This is a genomic window from Streptomyces sp. NPDC093064 (assembly GCF_044754605.1).
Taxonomy (GTDB): domain Bacteria; phylum Actinomycetota; class Actinomycetes; order Streptomycetales; family Streptomycetaceae; genus Streptomyces.
The window spans coordinates 229,610-247,475 of record NZ_JBIVPK010000010.1; the positions used below are offsets into that span (position 1 = coordinate 229,610).

Annotated in this window: 14 protein-coding genes and 1 pseudogene; 10 read left to right on the forward strand and 5 right to left on the reverse strand. The window is 69.7% G+C overall.

From position 1 onward, the window contains the following. Positions 1-57 precede the first annotated feature (57 nt). The 4 genes from ACIQFZ_RS15515 (at position 58) to ACIQFZ_RS15530 (ending at position 5,019) form a co-directional block, all read left to right on the forward strand. Positions 58-900 carry a nitrilase-related carbon-nitrogen hydrolase gene (locus ACIQFZ_RS15515; RefSeq protein ID WP_365435968.1) on the forward strand — a complete coding sequence of 281 codons (843 nt, stop codon included), beginning with the start codon at positions 58-60 and terminating at the stop codon, positions 898-900. 49 nt (positions 901-949) lie between these two features. Further along, positions 950-2,350, forward strand: a complete 1,401-nt coding sequence (gene hydA, locus ACIQFZ_RS15520) for a dihydropyrimidinase (RefSeq protein ID WP_402691421.1) — start codon at positions 950-952, stop codon at positions 2,348-2,350. Positions 2,351-2,361: 11 nt separating this feature from the next. Continuing rightward, positions 2,362-3,381: a TIGR03842 family LLM class F420-dependent oxidoreductase gene (locus ACIQFZ_RS15525; protein ID WP_383057767.1), complete on the forward strand. Its 1,020-nt coding sequence runs from the start codon at positions 2,362-2,364 to the stop codon at positions 3,379-3,381. A 111-nt stretch (positions 3,382-3,492) separates the two neighbouring features. Continuing rightward, complete coding sequence (locus tag ACIQFZ_RS15530) at positions 3,493-5,019, forward strand: NCS1 family nucleobase:cation symporter-1 (protein WP_402691422.1); 1,527 nt, start codon at positions 3,493-3,495, stop codon at positions 5,017-5,019. Between the two features lie 60 nt (positions 5,020-5,079). Here ACIQFZ_RS15530 and ACIQFZ_RS15535 read toward each other — a convergent pair whose 3' ends face one another. The 3 genes from ACIQFZ_RS15535 to ACIQFZ_RS15545 all read right to left on the reverse strand — a co-directional run bounded on the left by ACIQFZ_RS15535 (position 5,080) and on the right by ACIQFZ_RS15545 (position 7,996). Further along, the gene (locus ACIQFZ_RS15535; RefSeq protein ID WP_365417791.1) at positions 5,080-5,772 is read right to left on the reverse strand and encodes a hypothetical protein; all 693 of its coding nucleotides are present in this window, start codon (positions 5,770-5,772) and stop codon (positions 5,080-5,082) included. Positions 5,773-6,033: 261 nt separating this feature from the next. Further along, a complete protein-coding gene (locus ACIQFZ_RS15540; protein WP_383057772.1) occupies positions 6,034-7,098 on the reverse strand; it encodes a biotin/lipoate A/B protein ligase family protein in 1,065 nt (354 codons plus the stop codon). An 82-nt stretch (positions 7,099-7,180) separates the two neighbouring features. Continuing rightward, a complete protein-coding gene (locus ACIQFZ_RS15545) occupies positions 7,181-7,996 on the reverse strand; it encodes a Scr1 family TA system antitoxin-like transcriptional regulator (protein WP_402691423.1) in 816 nt (271 codons plus the stop codon). Between the two features lie 280 nt (positions 7,997-8,276). On the opposite strand from ACIQFZ_RS15545, the gene ACIQFZ_RS15550 reads away from it, so the two are divergent. The 6 genes from ACIQFZ_RS15550 to ACIQFZ_RS15575 all read left to right on the forward strand — a co-directional run bounded on the left by ACIQFZ_RS15550 (position 8,277) and on the right by ACIQFZ_RS15575 (position 15,558). After that, positions 8,277-8,732, forward strand: coding sequence for an ATP-binding protein (locus tag ACIQFZ_RS15550; RefSeq protein WP_376653057.1), 456 nt, complete (start codon positions 8,277-8,279; stop codon positions 8,730-8,732). Positions 8,733-8,804: 72 nt separating this feature from the next. After that, positions 8,805-9,683: a hypothetical protein gene (locus tag ACIQFZ_RS15555; RefSeq protein ID WP_402691424.1), complete on the forward strand. Its 879-nt coding sequence runs from the start codon at positions 8,805-8,807 to the stop codon at positions 9,681-9,683. Positions 9,684-10,125: 442 nt separating this feature from the next. Further along, a complete protein-coding gene (locus tag ACIQFZ_RS15560) occupies positions 10,126-11,088 on the forward strand; it encodes a UDP-glucuronic acid decarboxylase family protein (protein ID WP_365417807.1) in 963 nt (320 codons plus the stop codon). 33 nt (positions 11,089-11,121) lie between these two features. Beyond that, a complete protein-coding gene (locus ACIQFZ_RS15565; protein WP_402691425.1) occupies positions 11,122-12,990 on the forward strand; it encodes a glycosyltransferase family 2 protein in 1,869 nt (622 codons plus the stop codon). A gap of 112 nt (positions 12,991-13,102) precedes the next feature. Then, on the forward strand, positions 13,103-14,212 hold the full coding sequence (gene galE / locus ACIQFZ_RS15570; RefSeq protein WP_365417812.1) for a UDP-glucose 4-epimerase GalE: 1,110 nt from the start codon (positions 13,103-13,105) through the stop codon (positions 14,210-14,212). Then, entirely contained in the window at positions 14,209-15,558 is a 1,350-nt protein-coding gene (locus ACIQFZ_RS15575) for a UDP-glucose/GDP-mannose dehydrogenase family protein (RefSeq protein ID WP_365417814.1), read from the forward strand. Before galE ends, ACIQFZ_RS15575 begins: the two co-directional genes overlap by 4 nt. On the opposite strand, the gene ACIQFZ_RS15580 is transcribed toward ACIQFZ_RS15575, so the two are convergent. Further along, positions 15,525-17,171 (reverse strand): right-handed parallel beta-helix repeat-containing protein, encoded by a 1,647-nt coding sequence (locus ACIQFZ_RS15580; RefSeq protein WP_365417817.1) that lies wholly within the window; start codon positions 17,169-17,171, stop codon positions 15,525-15,527. The genes ACIQFZ_RS15575 and ACIQFZ_RS15580 overlap by 34 nt on opposite strands. Positions 17,172-17,396: 225 nt before the next feature. After that, positions 17,397-17,645 (reverse strand): annotated as a pseudogene (locus ACIQFZ_RS15585) (IS5/IS1182 family transposase); the annotation flags it as partial. Positions 17,646-17,866 lie beyond the last annotated feature (221 nt).

The window sequence follows — 17,866 nt, forward strand, 5'->3', positions numbered from 1 at the left end:
CAAAGCGGAGCCGCCGGCTTTCTACGCTCCCCGCACATCCAGCGAGTGGAGGTCCCGATGAGCAAGGTGATCCGTGCCGCCCTCTTCCAGACCGCGTGGACCGGCGACAAGGAATCCATGATCCAGGTCCACGAGCAGGCGGCCCGCGACGCGGCCGCGCAGGGCGCCCAGGTGCTGTGCTTCCAGGAACTGTTCTACGGACCGTACTTCTGCCAGGTCCAGGACCCCGCGTTCTACGCGTACGCCGAGCAGATCCCCGAGGGCCCGATCGTCCGGCGCTTCCAGGCGCTCGCGAAGGAACTCGGCATCGTCCTGGTGCTGCCGATGTACGAGGAGGAGCAGCCCGGCGTCCTCTACAACACCGCCGCCGTGATCGACGCGGACGGCTCCTACCTCGGCAAGTACCGCAAGACTCACATCCCGCAGGTCAAGGGCTTCTGGGAGAAGTTCTACTTCCGGCCCGGCAACAGCGGCTGGCCGATCTTCGACACCAAGGCGGGCAGGATCGGCGTCTACATCTGCTACGACCGGCACTTCCCGGAGGGCTGGCGGGCCCTCGGACTGGCCGGCGCCGAGATCGTCTTCAACCCGTCGGCCACCTCGCGCGGACTGTCCGGCTACCTGTGGCAGCTGGAGCAGCCGGCGGCGGCCGTCGCCAACGAGTACTTCGTCGGCGCGATCAACCGGGTGGGCGTCGAGGAGTACGGGGACAACGACTTCTACGGCACCTCGTACTTCGTGGACCCGGAGGCGCAGTTCGTCGGCGAACCGGCGAGCGACAAGGACACCGAACTGGTCGTGCGCGACCTGGACCTGGCCAAGCTGCGCGAGGTCCGCGACCGCTGGCAGTTCTACCGCGACCGCGCCCCGGGCGCGTACGAGCCGCTGACCGCGCCCTGACCGGGGACCCGCGACCCACCGTGCACACCCGACCGGAAGGAGAGGGAGCATGAGCCGCACCGTCATCCGCGGCGGCCTCGTCATCACCGCCGCCGACGAGATCCACGCCGACGTCCTGATCGAGGACGGCCGCATCGCCGCCCTCGCCGCCTCCGGCACCCCGGCCGCCGGGGCGTTCACCGCAGAGCGGACCATCGACGCCACCGGCAAGTACGTGATTCCGGGTGGCGTCGACGGCCACACCCACATGGAGATGCCCTTCGGCGGCACCTACGCCGCGGACACCTTCGAGACCGGCACCCGGGCCGCCGCCTGGGGCGGCACGACCACGATCGTGGACTTCGCCATCCAGACCGTCGGCGGATCCCTGCGCGAGGGCCTGGACGCCTGGCACGCCAAGGCCGAGGGCAACTGCGCGATCGACTACGGCTTCCACATGATCGTCTCCGATGTGAACCAGGAGACGCTCAAGGAGATGGACCTCCTGGTGGAGGAGGGCGTGACCTCCTTCAAGCAGTTCATGGCCTACCCGGGAGTCTTCTACAGCGACGACAGGCAGATCCTGCGCGCCATGCAGCGTGCCGCCGACAACGGCGGGCTGATCATGATGCACGCCGAGAACGGCATCGCCATCGACGTCCTGGTCGAACAGGCCCTGGCCCGCGGCGAGACCGACCCGCGCTACCACGGAGAGGTCCGCAAGGCCCTGCTGGAGGCCGAGGCCACCCACCGCGCCATCCGGCTCGCCCAGGTCGCGGGCGCCCCGCTGTACGTCGTGCACGTCTCGGCCCAGGAGGCGGTCGCCGAACTGGCCAGGGCGCGCGACCAGGGACTGCACGTCTTCGGCGAGACCTGCCCGCAGTACCTCTTCCTGTCCACCGACAACCTCGCCGAGCCGGGCTTCGAGGGCGCCAAGTACGTGTGCTCGACGCCCCTTCGCCCCAAGGAGCACCAGGCGGCCCTGTGGAAGGGCCTGCGCACCAACGACCTCCAGGTGGTCTCCACCGACCACTGCCCCTTCTGCTTCACCGGCCAGAAGGAACTCGGCCGCGGCGACTTCTCCAAGATCCCCAACGGCATGCCGGGCGTGGAGAACCGGATGGACCTGCTCCACCAGGCCGTCGTCGACGGGCACATCTCGCGCCGCCGCTGGATCGAGATCGCCTGCGCCACCCCGGCCCGTATGTTCGGCATGTACCCGAAGAAGGGCACCATCGCGCCGGGCGCCGACGCGGACGTCGTCGTCTACGACCCGCATGCCGAGCAGGTCATGTCCGCCGAGACCCACCACATGAACGTCGACTACTCGGCGTACGAGGGCAGGCGGATCACCGGCCGGGTGGAGACCGTGCTCTCCCGCGGCGAACCCGTCATCACCGAGCGGGAGTACACCGGGCACCGCGGGCACGGCGTCTACACCCCGCGCTCCACCTGCCAGTACCTCGACTAGGAGTGCCGCCCATGGACTTCGGACTCGTCCTGCAGACCGACCCGCCGGCCTCGCGCGTGGTCAGCCTGATGAAGCGCGCCGAGCGCAACGGCTTCCGCTACGGCTGGACCTTCGACTCCGCCGTGCTCTGGCAGGAGCCGTTCGTGATCTACAGCCAGATCCTCGCGAACACCGAGAAGCTGACCGTCGGACCCATGGTCACCAACCCCGGCACCCGCACCTGGGAGGTCACCGCCTCCACCTTCGCCACCCTCAACGACATGTTCGGCAACCGCACGGTCTGCGGGATCGGCCGCGGCGACTCCGCGATGCGGGTGGCCGGCCGCAAACCCAACACCCTGGCCCGGATCAGCGAGGCGATGAAGGTCATCCGGGCGCTGGGCAGGGGAGAGGAGGCCGACCTCGGCGGCACGGTGATCAGGTTCCCGTGGATCAAGCCCGGCGCGGAACTGCCCGTGTGGATGGCCGCGTACGGCCCCAAGGCGCTGAAGATGACCGGTGAGGAGGCCGACGGTTTCATCCTCCAGCTCGCCGACCTCTATCTGACCGAGTACATGGTGAAGGCCGTGAAGGACGCGGCGGCCGCGGCCGGGCGCGACCCGTCCGAGGTGAGGATCTGCGTCGCCGCCCCCGCCTACGTCACGGCCGACGACTCGCCCGAGGCGCTCGCCCACGCCCGCGACCAGTGCCGGTGGTTCGGTGGCATGGTCGGCAACCACGTGGCCGACCTGGTCGCCCGCTACGGCGAGCACTCGGCCGCCGTACCCGACGAACTCACCGAATACATCAAGGCCCGCCAGGGCTACGACTACGCCCACCACGGGCGCAGCGGCAACCCGGACACGCAGTTCGTGCCCGACGAGATCGTCGACCGGTTCTGCGTGATCGGACCGGTCGAGAAGCACATCGAGAAGCTGAACGCGCTGCGCGAGTTGGGCGTGGACCAGTTCGCCGTGTACGACATGCACGACGCGCAGGAAGCCGTGATCGACGCGTACGGGCAGCAGATCATCCCGGCCGTCAACTCCTGAGTCCCCGAGCGCTGTTCCCATCCCCCCTCTGTCCCCCCTCCCCACCTCCCCGGGGAGGGGCCGGGCGCCCGCACCGCCCCGTTTCGACCCGTCTCATCGATTGGGCTGCCCATGACCGACACCGCTCCTTTGGCCATACCGCCGTCCGCGCAGGTCACCCTCCCCGACGGGCGCGTGGAGATCGCCCCCGGATCTCCGCCGCCCAGTGGCCCCTACGCCAACGCGGACCTGCTGCCCGTCCCGGTCGCCAAGCGCACCTGGACCACGTACAACTTCTCCGCGCTGTGGGTCGGCATGGCCCACAACACGGCCTCCTGGACCCTGGCCTCCGGTCTGATCGCCGTCGGCATGGACTGGAAGCAGGCGGTGTTCACCATCGCCCTGGCCAACCTGATCGTGCTCGTCCCCATGCTGCTCACCGGGCACGCGGGACCCAAGTACGGCATCCCCTTCCCGGTTTTCGCCCGCGCCTCCTTCGGTGTGCGCGGCGCCAACCTGCCTGCCGTCGTACGGGCGTTGGTGGCATGCGGCTGGTTCGGCATCCAGACCTGGATCGGCGGCGAGGCGATCTACTTCCTTGCCGGGAAGCTGATCGGGAGCGGCTGGACGGAGGCCGCGAAGGTGGGCGGCCACGCCTGGACGATGTGGGCGTCGTTCGCCATCTTCTGGGCGATCCAGGTGGCCGTCATCTACCGGGGCATGGAGACCATCCGCCGGTTCGAGAACTGGGCGGCGCCCTTCGTGCTCGTCGGCGCCTTCGTGATGCTGTGGTGGATGAGCAGCAAGGCCGGCGGACTCGGCCCGCTCTTCGACCAGCCGTCGAAACTGGGCTGGGGAGCGGACTTCTGGAAACTGTTCGCGCCCTCCCTGATGGGCATGATCGGCTTCTGGTCCACCCTGTCGCTGAACATCCCGGACTTCACCCGGTACGGCAGGAGCCAGAAGGCGCAGACCCGGGGCCAGGCGCTCGGACTGCCCACGACCATGACCCTGTTCGCGTTCCTGTCCGTGCTGGTCACCTCCGGCTCCCAGGCCGTGTACGGCGAACCGGTGTGGGACCCGGTGCAGTTGGCGGCGAAGACGGACAACGTGGTGGGCCTGGTGTACGCGCTGGTGACCGTGCTGGTGGCGACCCTGTCGGTCAACATCGCGGCCAACATGGTCTCCCCGGCCTTCGACTTCTCCAACATCGCGCCGCGCAAGGTCAGTTTCCGCACCGGCGCGCTCGTCACCGCCGTGCTCGCCGTGGTGATGTGCCCGTGGAAGCTGTACGCCGACCCGCAGGGCTACATCTTCACCTGGCTCGGCCTGGTCGGCGGACTGCTCGGCACCGTCGCCGGCATCCTCATCGCCGACTACTGGGTCCTCAGGCGCTCCCGGCTGGACCTGGCCGACCTCTACCGCGCGGGCGGACGCTACTGGTACGAGGGCGGCTGGAACTGGCGGGCGGTCGTGGCCTTCGTGGTGGGCGGCGTGCTGGCCATCGGCGGCGCGGACTTCCACCCGCTGATCGACGGCCGGCCCATCCCGGCCCTGAAATCCCTCGCCGACTACGGCTGGGCGGTGGGCCTGGGCACCTCACTGGTGCTGTACCTGCTGCTGATGGCGGCGCGCGGCCGGCAGCGGGCCACCGTCTGACGCGCGTCACCGCCTGAAGCGCTGCACTGCCTGACGCGCTTCACCGCCCGGGGAGGACGGTCAGCCCGTACGACCGTTCTCCAGGGCGGCCATCGCCTCCTTGGCGGCCTTGATGGCGCCCTTGTTGATCTCGTCCGTGCTCGGCGCCTTCTTCGACTCGAAGTCGCTGCCGTTGTACGTGACGACCACGATCGCGTTGGCGGAGCGGGCCAGCACCACGCCCTCGCGGGTCTCCTGCTTGTCCTCGGTGGTCAGGTTCACCACCGAGTAGGCGCTGTCCCCGAGACCGGGCACCGCCCCGCCGCCGCTCTTGTCGCTGGTCCGCTGCTGGTACGACTTCAGCGCCGCCTCGTCCGTCGCCATGATCTCGAAGGACACGTCGAGCCAGCGGTAGTCGTAGTCCTTGAGCGCGTTCCAGGAGCAGGTCCGGCGCACCTTGGTGTCCGTGGACGGGATCTCCTTGCCCGCCGGCTTGGCACCCGGCACCAGGGACGTGACCGTCTTCTCGGCGATGCTGGTGCACGGTGCGGGGGCGGACGCGTACGTCTTGGTCACCGCGGTCGACGACGGCGCGGACGGCTCGGAGGACGACCCGTCGTCGGCGCCGCGGTTCTCCTGCTGTTCGGTATTGGGTCCGGCGGCGGCCGGGGAGGCGGCGAGCGGGCCGGACGTCAACGCCCAGCCCGCACAGGCGAGCACGACGACCGGACTCAGACGCGCGGTGAGCGCGAGGGGGAGAGGAAGTTCACGCACGGCGCACTTCTCGTGTGGGGGACGGACGCGGTGCGAAGCGATTCCACACCGCGGACGGGACCTCAGTGTCACACGACTCCCCGTGTGGCGGAAGCGGTACTCCGCTCCGTGCCCGGACGGTCACGGCCGCCCGCTCCTGACGTGCCGTTTGCCGTATATGTCCCGGCGGGGAAGGGAAGCGGAGCAGGGCCCTTGAGGCCCGCGCCGGGCAACTCCTCGTCCCCGCCCAGGAGTCGGGGCCGGCGGTGGTGCGCGTGAACGCTACGGCACCCGCGCCGTCCACTGGTCCGAACCGAACTTCGTCCGCGCCAGCTCCCGCGCGCGGGCCAGCTCCTCGTCGGTCGCCTTGCCGACCGTCAGGCCGTATCGGGCGCGGAAGGACTCCACCATCCGCGCGATGACGGCCTCGCGGGCGAGTCCGGTCTGCCGGCGCAGCGGGTCCACCCGCTTCTTCGCGCTCCCGATGCCCTTGTCGGACAGCTTCTCCCGCCCGATCCGCAGCACCTCGAGCATCTTGTCGGCGTCGATGTCGTACGACATGGTCACGTGGTGCAGCACCGCCCCGGGCCCTCCGCCCGGTCCCACCATCCGCTTCTGCGCGGCGCCCGCGATCTTGCCCTGGTCGGTGGCGATGTCGTTCAGCGGCTGGTACCAGGCCCGGATGCCCATGTCGCCGAGGGCGCCGAGCACCCAGTCGTCCAGGTAGGCGTAGCTGTCCTGGAAGGACAGCCCCTGCACCAGTGCCTCCGGCACCGACAGCGAGTACGTGATCGTGTTGCCAGGCTCGACGAACATCGCGCCGCCGCCGGAGATCCGGCGCACCACCTCGACGCCGTGCCGCGCCGCCCCCTCGGGGTCCACCTCGTTGCGCAGCGACTGGAAACTGCCGATGATCACCGCGGGTGCGGCCCACTCCCACACACGCAGGGTCGGCGGACGCCGGCCCGCGGCGACCTCCGCCGTCAGCACCTCGTCCAGTGCCATGTGCAGCGCGGGGGACTGCGGGGCGTCGTGGACGAGCTGCCAGTCGTAGTCCGTCCAGTCCGTGGCGTGCGCCAGCGCGCGGCGCACCGCGATCCCGATGCCCTCGGACGTCAGCCCGTACATCACGGTGCCCTCGGGCAGCGCCGCGTCGATCCGGGCGGCCAGGCCCGCCGCATCGGTGTCCGCGGGGGCGCCCTCCAGCGCGCGGTTCACGGCGTCCAGCGCCTCGTCCGGCTCCAGGAAGAAGTCGCCCGCCACGCGCACGTGCCGCAGCGCGCCGTCCTCGACCTCCACGTCCACGACGACGAGCTTGCCGCCGGGGACCTTGTACTCACCGTGCACCGTCCGACCTCCGTTCTGCCGCAGCAGATCAACACCACGGACCCCCGCGGTGTTCCCGCGGGCCGGGTGGGACCGGAAAAGGTCACACGGGTCCCGGAGCGGGCGTTTCGTGGCGTGCCTGCGTCGGCGGTGTGCTGGGCATGGGGAGGTCCAGCAGTTCGCGGATCCGGCGGACGTGTGTGTCCCCGTTGTGCTGGTTCACCGACCGCAGATGCCCGAGGAAGGTGTCCGCGTCGGACGCCTTCGCCGCCTGCTGCCAGAACGGCAGCCCCGCCTCGAACTCCGCCACGAGTTGCTCGGTCGGCCGCCGCGCCCCGGGCAGATCGGCGTCCTTGAGCAGCCGGATGGTCTCGGCCTGCGCCTCGGCCATCTGGCCGGCCCAGGCCTTGGCTCCGTCGAGGTCGTCCCGGGGACCCCGCACCGGACGGAGCAGGCCCGTGGAGTTCAGCGGCTTCACGGCGGGCGCGACCTTCTCCTCCACCTCGTCGTCCGGCGCCAGCGGGTGCGTCGCCCGCACCACCGCCCGCGCGTACGAGTCCGTCTGCAGGAGTCCCGGAATCAGGGTCGGGCACCACTCCTCAATGGTCTCCGCGTGCCTCTCCGCCTCCAGTACGCGCTCGAAGTAACGGGCGTGACCCCGCCGCTTGGCGTTGCGCACGTCCTCGCAGCGACGCTCGAAGAAGCCGTCCGTGCCGAGCGCCTGGTCCACGTGCTCGGCCAGTTCCGCCGGCATCCGCCGCTCGCCCCGTTCGATCTCACTGAGGTGGCTCGGGCCGTAGAAGCTGCCCTCGACCAGTTGCTGGAGCGTCAGCCCCGCCTCCTCCCGCTTCCAGCGCAACTCCTTTCCGTAGAAGGTCGGGACGCCTGCCGAGCCGTCGATGTCCTTGCGCTGCCCCATCGTTCACCGTCCTGGTGGCCGTTACCGTCCGTTTCCCGCCGTGTCCGCCCGAGTCCCGGCGGTTCCCCTGACGATGCCAACCGCGGCTGTCATACGCGCAGTTCAGGACCGGGAGCTCGAACCTCTGTCACGGTACGCGGCACCGCAGCACACTGTGAGCAGTTCGTCACAGAGCGCACTGGAAGGTGTGACCCCGATGCACGACCACTCCGACCCTGGGCAGCTGCAACCTGCTCGCCGCGCGCGCCCTGATCGACGCCCTGCGCAAGGGGGTCGCGTGATGCGGCCGTCCCTGACGCTGGAACTGCCGGCCGTCCCCAAGGAGCTGCGCGAGGTGCGCAGGGAGATCCGCGCGTACGTGGGCGAGCCCTGCGCCGACCTCCAGCTCTGTGTGAGCGAACTCCTCACCAACGTCATTCGCCACCTCGGCGAAGGCGTCCCCGTGACCGTCCGGGTGTCCTGCACCCGGGACCGTACGCGACTCGAGGTCACCGACCCGGACCCGCGCGCCCTGCCCGTCCTGTGCCGGACGGCCGGCGAGGACGACGAGTCCGGCCGCGGCCTCGCCCTGCTCGACGCGCTGAGCGTGCGGTGGGGTGTGGATCGGTGGCCCGGCGGCAAGACCGTGTGGTGCGAACTGGCGGCCCAGTCGTCAGGGACTGAGCGCGACGCGTACCGGTTTCAGAGTGATGAGGTCGAGGGCGAGCCGTCGAGGGTGTCGATTTGCGTGGAATGACCGTCGGGATGATCTCGGCCGAGTGTTGCTGTACAGTCCGCGCCGCTCCGCCGTGACGTAAGGAAAAGGTCCATGCGAACTCGCCTCCGGTGTGCCCTCGTGCTCGTCCTCCCGCTCGTGCTCTCGCTGGACGCATGCGGAGTTGAGGCAGGGAAGCCGGTCGGGGCGGCGGGAAGCCCCGAGGTGGTGGCGACTTCGTCCGCGACGCCCGAGCCGTCCGCGACGCCCGAGTCCCCGGAGGACTTCCTCGACCTCGCGGAGAAGGCGATGGCCGAGGAATCCGGCTGGACCTTCTCCGTGAAGGGGGAGGAGGGGCTCACTCTCCAGGGGCAGAAGAACGCGGCCACCTACCGGGCCACGGTCCGGCGCGGGATGAAGCCGGAGGCGCTGCGGTCCGAGGGCGTCACCACCAGCAGCAAGGGGACCAGGAAGAACGAGGAGATATACGTCGCCGACGGCACCGCCTACCTCAAGGAGGGCGACGCGCCCTGGAAGCACGCCCCCGTCACCGACCCGGAGATGCGGAACAAGGTCGAGGACCCGGTCGCGGTCGTCGAAGAGTTCCGGACGTACGCGAAGGCCACCGGGGGAGACGTGAAGGTGGCCAGGACGGGCGACGGTACGGTGGAGCTCCGCGTCGCGAGCGGCAAACGGAAGCTGAGTGCCGTCGGGGACCGGGCCTGGGCGAAGAAGGCGAAGCGCGAGTTCGATCCGACGGCTGAACAGCTCCGCAAGGCGGGGGTGGCCATCGAGGACGCCCAGCTGACGCTCTCCGGCCTTGACGAGGTACTGGTCCTGGATGCGAAGACGTACCGGATCAGGAGCCACCGGTTGGACTTCGGTTTCCTGATCCCGTACGGCGACGCCGACATCACGTTCGAGCAGCATGTCGGCGAGGAGAACCAGGGGACGTATGCCGGGAGGATCGAGCTCCCGGCGGACGTGCAGTGAGATGAGGTCGTTCGCCCGGACCGACCGCCGCGCGGAAACGGCTTTCGACACCTCTTGAGTCCCTGACCTGACCGCCTCGGCCCGCGAGATGGTGACCATGATGGGCAGAGCCCCCTGTGATCGCCAGTTGGTCCAGGCGGATGAGGATCACGGTGCGCGATGTGGTCTGCCGGTTCACGAGCTCGGTCTGGCCTGCCTGGACCCTGATCCCGTTCGACTCGCCGACGCGGGGCAGGGAGCCATCGTTCACCCCATCGGTGCAGGTATGTGCCGCGAGGGAATGCGGCCGAGCCGGTAAAGCACAACCGCACAGCCGCCCGGACTGGGCCGGTCGGCGGTAGGTCTCCACCCGAGACCAGATCGTCATACCGGCTGATTTCATATCTTTTCTCCATGTCTGTGCCTGGCCTTGCTCAGCTGAGGTGACATCGATGGGAGAAACATGCGTGTCGTGGTGACCGGGGGTGCGGGATTCGTCGGATCTCATCTGTGCGAGACCCTGCTGGGCAGGGGGGATGACGTGGTCTGCGTCGACAACCTGTCCACCGGACGTGCCGAGAACATCGCCGCGCTGTGCGACCAGCGGGGCTTCACGTTTCTGCGCGCGGACGTGAGCCATGGTTTCGACGTGCCGGGCCCGGTGGATGCCGTCGCGCACCTCGCCAGCCCGGCTTCTCCGGCGGATTACCACAAGCTTCCGCTGCAGACCCTTGGCGTGAACAGCCGCGGCACCGAGCACGCTCTGGTCCTCGCCCGTCGGCACCAGGCACGCTTCGTGCTGGCCTCGACCAGCGAGGTGTACGGCGACCCGCGGGTCCATCCGCAGCCCGAGGAGTACTGGGGACACGTCAATTCCGTCGGGCCACGCAGCGTGTACGACGAAGCCAAGCGCTATGCCGAAGCCGTCACTACCGCGTATGCACGGCACTTGGGCGTCAGTACCGGCATCGTCCGCATCTTCAACACCTACGGGCCACGCCTGCGGCCCCACGACGGCCGGGTCGTCTCAAGTTTCATCCGGCAGGCCTTGGCCGGCGAGGCCTTGACCATCTACGGCGACGGGCTGCAGACCCGCAGCTTCTGCTTCGTCGACGACCTGGTCCGCGGCATCGTGGCGATGCTGGACTGCCGTGAGCCGGGACCGGTCAACCTCGGCAATCCCGATGAGCGCACCATCGCGGAACTCGCCGAACTCGTTCTGCGCATCACCGGATCCCCCTCGCCCGTCCAGAGACTCCCGCTGCCCACGGACGACCCGGTGCGCCGCTGCCCGGTCGTCACCCGGGCCCTCGAACGCCTGGCCTGGAAACCCGAGACCGACCTGGAAGACGGTCTGCGGGCCACGGTGTCCTGGTTCCGTTCCCGCGGGGCGGAACCGGCCCCGGCAGCCGGTCGGGCGCGGTGACCTCGGTCGTACCGCCGCAAAGGAAACGGTGCCATGACACCCTCTGCATCCGTATCTCCTGAAGCCGTCACGCATGCCGACAGTGCCGCGTCCTCGGCCCCGGACCTGGAAGAACTCAGTCATGACCTGCGGAGACTGTCGGCCGGCCAAGTGGTCCGCATGTCCGCCGACGGGCCCCAGTTCTCCGCCCGCCGCCCCGTACGCCGGGTAGCCCCCACCACCTTCCGAGCGGTGCTGAAGCCATCAGACCGAAACCTGGTCGTTCTTCTGGCCGCGGGCTGGGGCCTGAGCACGCTCATCTTCTGGCAGTGGTGGCTCCAGCCGCGGCATCGCACGTCGCTGACTGCGCTGGCCATCAACAGCGGACTGCTGGCCTACTTGACCCTGCTGCCCCTGGCGTTCATCATCGCGATCCTGCGGATGCGCCGCGTCAACCCCGATCTGCCCCTGCCCCGGCTGTCCGTGGCGTTCGTGGTGACCAAGGCGCCCTCCGAGCCCTGGCCGGTGGCCCGCACCACGCTGACAGCGATGCTCGCCCAGCGGTTTCCGCACCTCTACGACGTGTGGCTGTGCGACGAGGGCCCGACCCCCGAGGTCGAGGCCTGGTGCCGCGCGCATGGCGTGCGTGTGTCCAGTCGGCGCGGCGTCGAGGGCTACCACCGCTCGAGTTGGCCGCGCCGTACCCGTTGCAAGGAAGGCAACCTGGCCTGGTTCTACGACCGTCACGGCTACGACGAATACGACGTGGTCGCCCAGCTCGACTGCGACCACGTGCCCGAACCGACGTATCTGGCGGAAGTGGTGCGGCCCTTCGCAGACCCGGCGATCGGATACGTGGCCGCCCCGAGCATCTGCGACGCCAACGCGGACGTGTCATGGGCGGCCCGCGGCAGACTGTACCGGGAAGGGGGCTACCACGGCCCCTTCCAGCTCGGCCACAACGGTGGTCTGGCTCCTTCGTGCATCGGATCCCACTACGCCGTACGCACCTCCGCGCTGCGGGATATCGGCGGCATCGGCCCCGAACTGGCCGAGGACTTCTCCACCACGCTCCTGCTCAACTCCGCCGGCTGGGAGGGAGCCTTCGCCATCGAGGCGGAGGCACACGGTGACGGGCCCGTCACCTTCGCCGCGATGGTCACGCAGGAGTTCCAGTGGTCGCGCAGCCTGGTGACGCTGATGCTGGGCCTCTTCCCCCGTCACGTGTCCCGGCTTCCCTGGAAGCTGCGGTTGCGCTTCGCCTTCGCCTTCAGCTACTACCCGCTGCTCGGCCTGTCGACCGCGGCGGCCCTGGTTCTGGCCCCGATCGCCGCCGTGACCGGGGTGCCGTGGGTGCGGGTGAACTACCTTTCCTTCCTGATCCATTACTGGTCGATGTCGCTGTGGCTGATGGCGCTGACCGCATTCCTGCGCCGCCGAAACCTGCTGCGTCCCCTCAGGCCGCCCCTGGTCAGCTGGGAGAGCTGGCTGTTCGCCCTGGCACGCTGGCCCTTGGTCACCTGGGGAACGCTGTCGGCGGTCTGGGTCAGACTCCGGCCGCGCAGCCTGACCTTCAAGGTCACGCCCAAGGCACACCAGCCCGTCGCTCCCCTGTCTCTGCGGCTCGTCATGCCTTACGTGATCATTGCTGGGGGCCTCGGCGGCGCAGGCCTCTTCGGCGAAATCAACGGTCCCGCTTTCGGCTACGTCTGCTTGTGCCTGCTGGGCGCCGGAACCTACACCGTGGTGGCCTGCTGGGTCTGCCTGCTGCACGCCGTGGAGACCGCCGACACCGCGAACATCCGTCGGTGGCGGGCTCTGACCACCGTCCGCGCGCCGCTCGCCGTGGCCGCCCTGACCGCATCCCCGCTGGTCCTCGCTGTGCTGATCCTCCCCGAGTACTTGGCGGGCCTGCTCGCCTGAGCGGCTCACCCGGCGCCGTTCACCAACGGGCGCGACGGTCCGGGCGGTGCCGCGCGCCCCTCATTCCGTCCTCCTACATTCCCCATCGATGCCCAACGGAGGTTGTCACTCCATGTCCCAGCCACGCACGATCATGGTGACCGGGGGTGCCGGATTCATCGGCAGCCATACCTGCGCAGAGCTCCTCTCGCGCGGACACAACGTGATCGCCGTCGACAACCACCAAAACAGCGTCCCTGAGGCGCTCCGTCGCGTCCAGTCGGTGGCCGGCCGCCGACTGGCCGCCTCCTACGTCCTGGACGTCCGCGACCGCAAAGCACTGTCCAGCGTCTTCGCCCGCCATCCCGTCGACGCGGTGGTTCACTTCGCCGGCCGCAAGGCGGTGGGGGAGTCGGTGCGGATGCCTGTCGAGTACTACGACACCAACGTGGGCGGCACCACCGCACTGCTGGAGGTGATGAGTGAACACCACGTGCACCGGCTGGTGTTCTCCTCCTCATGCTCCCTGTACGGCGCCGCCGCCCGTATGCCTCTGACCGAGGACGACCAGGTGGCACCCGTCAACCCGTACGCACGCTCGAAGTGGATGTGCGAACAGATCCTCGCCGAGGTGTGCGCCCACCGGCCCGAGTTCACCGTGTACGCATTGCGCTACTTCAACCCCGTCGGCGCCCACCGGTCCGGGCTTCTGGGGGAGGACCCGCTCGGCATGCCGGACAACGTCATGCCCTATATCGCCCAGGTCGCCGCGGGCCTGCGCGAGCACGTCACAGTCTTCGGTGACGACTGGCCCACCCCGGACGGAACGGGCGTGCGCGACTACATCCACGTCATGGACGTGGCCGAAGGGCACCGGATCGCGCTGGAGCGTCCCGCGCCGCCGGGACTGCACGTCCTCAACCTGGGCAGCGGGCGCGGTACCTCGGTGCTCCAGCTGATCGAGGCCTACCAACAGGCCTCCGGCCGGCCCGTGCCGTACCGCATCGGCCCCCGGCGTCCGGGTGACGTGCCGGAGCTCGTCGCCGACGGGTCCGCCGCGTCCGATGTCTTGGGCTGGTACCCGATCCGTGGCCTGGCCCGGATGTGCCGGGACTCCTGGCGCTTCCAGAACGCCAACCCTTACGGCTACCGAACCCCAGGAGTCCCCGGCCCCGCCGTCGCCGAGCCCCGTGCCACGACCGGGCCGGTCCGCCTCCACGCCACCTCCCGGAGCAGCACATGAAACTGACCGTCATCGGCACCGGCTACCTCGGTGCCGTCCATGCCGCCTGCATGGCCGAAATCGGGCACGAGGTCCTGGGGGTCGACATCGACGAGGCCAAGGCCGCCGCACTCGCGGCGGGCCGGACGCCGTTCTTCGAACCCGGCTTGCAGGAGCTCCTCAGCCGTGGCATCGACTCGGGCCGACTGCGCTTCACCACCTCCCTGCAGGAAGCAGCCCGTTTCGGCGGCCTGCATTTCCTGTGTGTCGGCACCCCGCAGCACCCGGAGGGACTCGGAGCCGACCTGCGGCACGTCGACGCGGTCGTCGACGGTCTGGCTCCGCACCTGCTCCCCGGCGCGCTGATCGTCGGCAAGTCGACCGTGCCCGTGGGCACCGCCGAACGGCTCACCGCCCGGCTGCGGACGGCCGGGGCGCCGGAGGTCCATCTCGCCTGGAACCCGGAGTTCCTTCGCGAGGGCCATGCCGTCATGGACACGCTGCGCCCCGGCCGGCTCGTCTTCGGCACCGGCTCCCGCCGCGCCGAGATTGTCCTGCGCGAGGTGTACGCCCCGCTGATCCGCTCCGGAGTGCCCTACGTCGCGACCGACGCGGCCACCGCGGAACTGGTGAAGATGGCGGCGAACTCATTCCTCGCCACCAAGATCTCCTTCATCAACGCGATGGCGGAGGTGTGCGACGCGGCGGGCGCCGACGTCATGGTCCTCGCCCATGCGCTGGGATACGACGACCGCATCGGCCGTTGCTTCCTGAACGCCGGGCTGGGCTTCGGCGGGGGCTGCCTGCCCAAGGACATCCGGGCCTTCCGTGCCCGGGCTGCTGAACTCGGGGTCGGCTCGGCGGTCGCCTTTCTGTCCGAGATCGACGAGATCAACCTCCGGCAGCGCCGCCGCACGGTGGAGCTCACCGCCCGCCTGGCGGGCGGCAGCCTGTTCGGCCGGCGTATCGCCGTGCTCGGCGCTGCCTTCAAGCCCGACAGCGACGACGTCCGGGACTCCCCGGCCCTCGCAGTGGCCGCCCAGCTGCACCGCGAGGGAGCCGTGGTCCGCGTCCACGACCCGCAGGCCCTGGAGAACGCACGCGAGGCGTGCCCGCAGCTGGACTACGTCTCACGCGTCGACAAGGCCTGCGAGGGCGCCGACGCGGTCCTGCATCTGACGGACTGGGCCGAGTACCGTGCCCTCGACCCGGACACCCTCACCCCGCTGGTCTGCCGGCCGTGCCTGCTCGACGCCCGCAACAGCCTGGACGCCGACCTCTGGGTTCGCGCCGGCTGGCAGTACGCGGCACCGGGCCGGCCCGGCACCCTGCCTCACCTCCGGTCGGACGCCTCGGCATCCGCCTGAGGCTGAACAGCGCCCGCCACGGACCGTCGGCCGAGCCGGTGGCCCAGCACATCTGCGGGCCCGGGATCGACACCGAACCGGGCCCGCAGATCGAGGGCGGGCGGCCGTGCCGCAGGGCACTTCGAGACCAGCTCCTTGGTCGCCGGAAGGGAACGGACGGCCGGAGCCGGACCGCCCGCGAAACACGGGTCACCCACGACCCCGACGGTCTCCTTCGCGATGGCCTCCTGGCCCGTGGCACGCCACCAGCCGTCGGGCGAGGAATAGAAGGACCCCTGCCACTCCACAGCGCTCGAGGCGTTCCGCGCGTAGTAGTGATTGCCCTGGAACACCACCCCGTGGAGGGGGCCGTCGGCCACCACCAGCGGGACCCCGTCGGTGACGAACTGGTTGTTCCAGAAGGCCACCGACCGCGGTCCCGGAGTGATCACGACGGCCGGAGTGTGCAGGGAACCGTTGAGCGCCGCCACCACGGTGTTGTGCAGGACGTGCGCGTCGCGCACATAGCCGCCGACGTAGAACCCCCCGTACGGGGCAAGCCTTCGGGCGTCGCGGGAGCTGACGTTGAAGCGCATCGTGTTTCCGCGGGACGGTCGCTGCGTGTCGAAGGAGTAGAGCAGGAAGCCCGCTCCGTCGTTCTCGTAGGACAGGTTGTACTGGAGCACCGAATCGCTCGTGCCGACGTCGAGCCCGAAGCCGTCGCCGTCGGCCTCGCTGTTGGAGTGGTTGCGGTACGACATGTTGTGCTCGATGACGAGTTTCCTGGAGTCGTACGCCCACATGCCCTCCGGCCCCTCCTTGGCGGCGGCCGAGGAACGGGCCCCGTTGTCATGCGTCGAGGAGTTGCGGATCCCACCCCCGTCCACGGACCCGAGGATGATGCCGCTGCCTGTGTTGCGGTCGTGGCTGTGCGGATCGCCCGCGTTGTCGTGCGCCTCCACCCCGTCCACCACGACGTCCGCGTGGGCGTAGCTCTCCTTCGACCCGGGCTTCACCGGTGCCAGCCGATAGATGATGAGACCGGCGTCCCGGTTGCCGTGAAGGACGCTGTGCGTGACACGTACATCGCGGAACCCGCCGCTTTGCGCGCCCAGTTGGACGCCGTGCCGGAAGCCGGACACATCCACTCCCGACACCACGATGTGCGCCAGCCGCTCGGGACTCGGCAAGTCGTTGTAGAAGCTGATGCCTCCCTCCTGGAGCGCCTGGGCGGAGCCGCCTCGCACGATCAGGTCGCGCACCTCCACGCCCGCGGTGTTCACGACCTCGATGGCCGGCCGCCCCTTGGCCGGCACGATGGTCGCCCGCCCGCGGTCGTACGAACCCACGATCACGGGTTGCCGGGGCCGGCCGGCCTCACCCCGGTCCAGCCGCAGCGAGCCCTCGAACCGGGCCCCGCCGTGCAGCAGCAGCCGGTCACCGGGCCGGTAGCGGACCCGGTCCGCCTGGCGGAGCGTGCGCCACGCCGAACCGGGGCTCATTCCGTCCGCACTGTCGTTTCCGTGCTCGCTGACGTAGTAGGTACGGCTGCCCGTGGAGCCGTGCTGGGCCCTGGGCGGATGGTAAGGCTCGGGCAGCGTCCCGCAAGCCGTCAGCAGACTCAGTGCGAACACCGCTGGTAGGACCGACCCGCGACGCCCGCGCTGTCCCCGCCCGTCCGACACCCGTTCCATCCGGCGCACCCTTCGTCCCACGGCCTGCCTGCAGTGATCGCCTCACGCTGCGGCCACTGTGACTTGCGACTACTGCACACCACCGCCCTCTCTCGACCGCGCGAAACAGTCGGTCACGCTCCCACGACCGCCTGAATGGGCCCTAAGAGCGTCCGGCAGTAGGCGTTATTTCAGTCTGCGGGTGGTGGAGCGGGATCCCAGCGGTAGAGCGGGGTAGCGCGGCGGATGAGCATGCGGAGGGTGACGATCGCGGCGGCCAGGTGGAGGTAGAAGTCCACGACTCGCTTGCGCTTCTCGGTGCAGCGCCGCAGCCTGCCGAAGCCGTTCATCCGCGCGCGTCCGCTCGACCACCCACCTCTTGCCGGCCTGGACTGGGGCGGGCAGGCCCTTGCGGGCGATCTCGCCGGTGAAGCCTTGTGCTGCAGGATCCGGTCGCTCCCTTCGCCTGTGGCGAGCATGAATACGTGATGCGTGCAGCCGCGCACGCCGTGCCGACCTACGCTTTGCTCACTCTCGACGGCCGGCCGCTAGTAGTACTTCGTTAGGTTGGCTGGCGTGGGTGGTGTTCTGGCGGAGCTGAAGCGGGGATGCCGCGGTGGCAGGTGGGGCATGTGCCGGTCCATGCGCGTATGAGG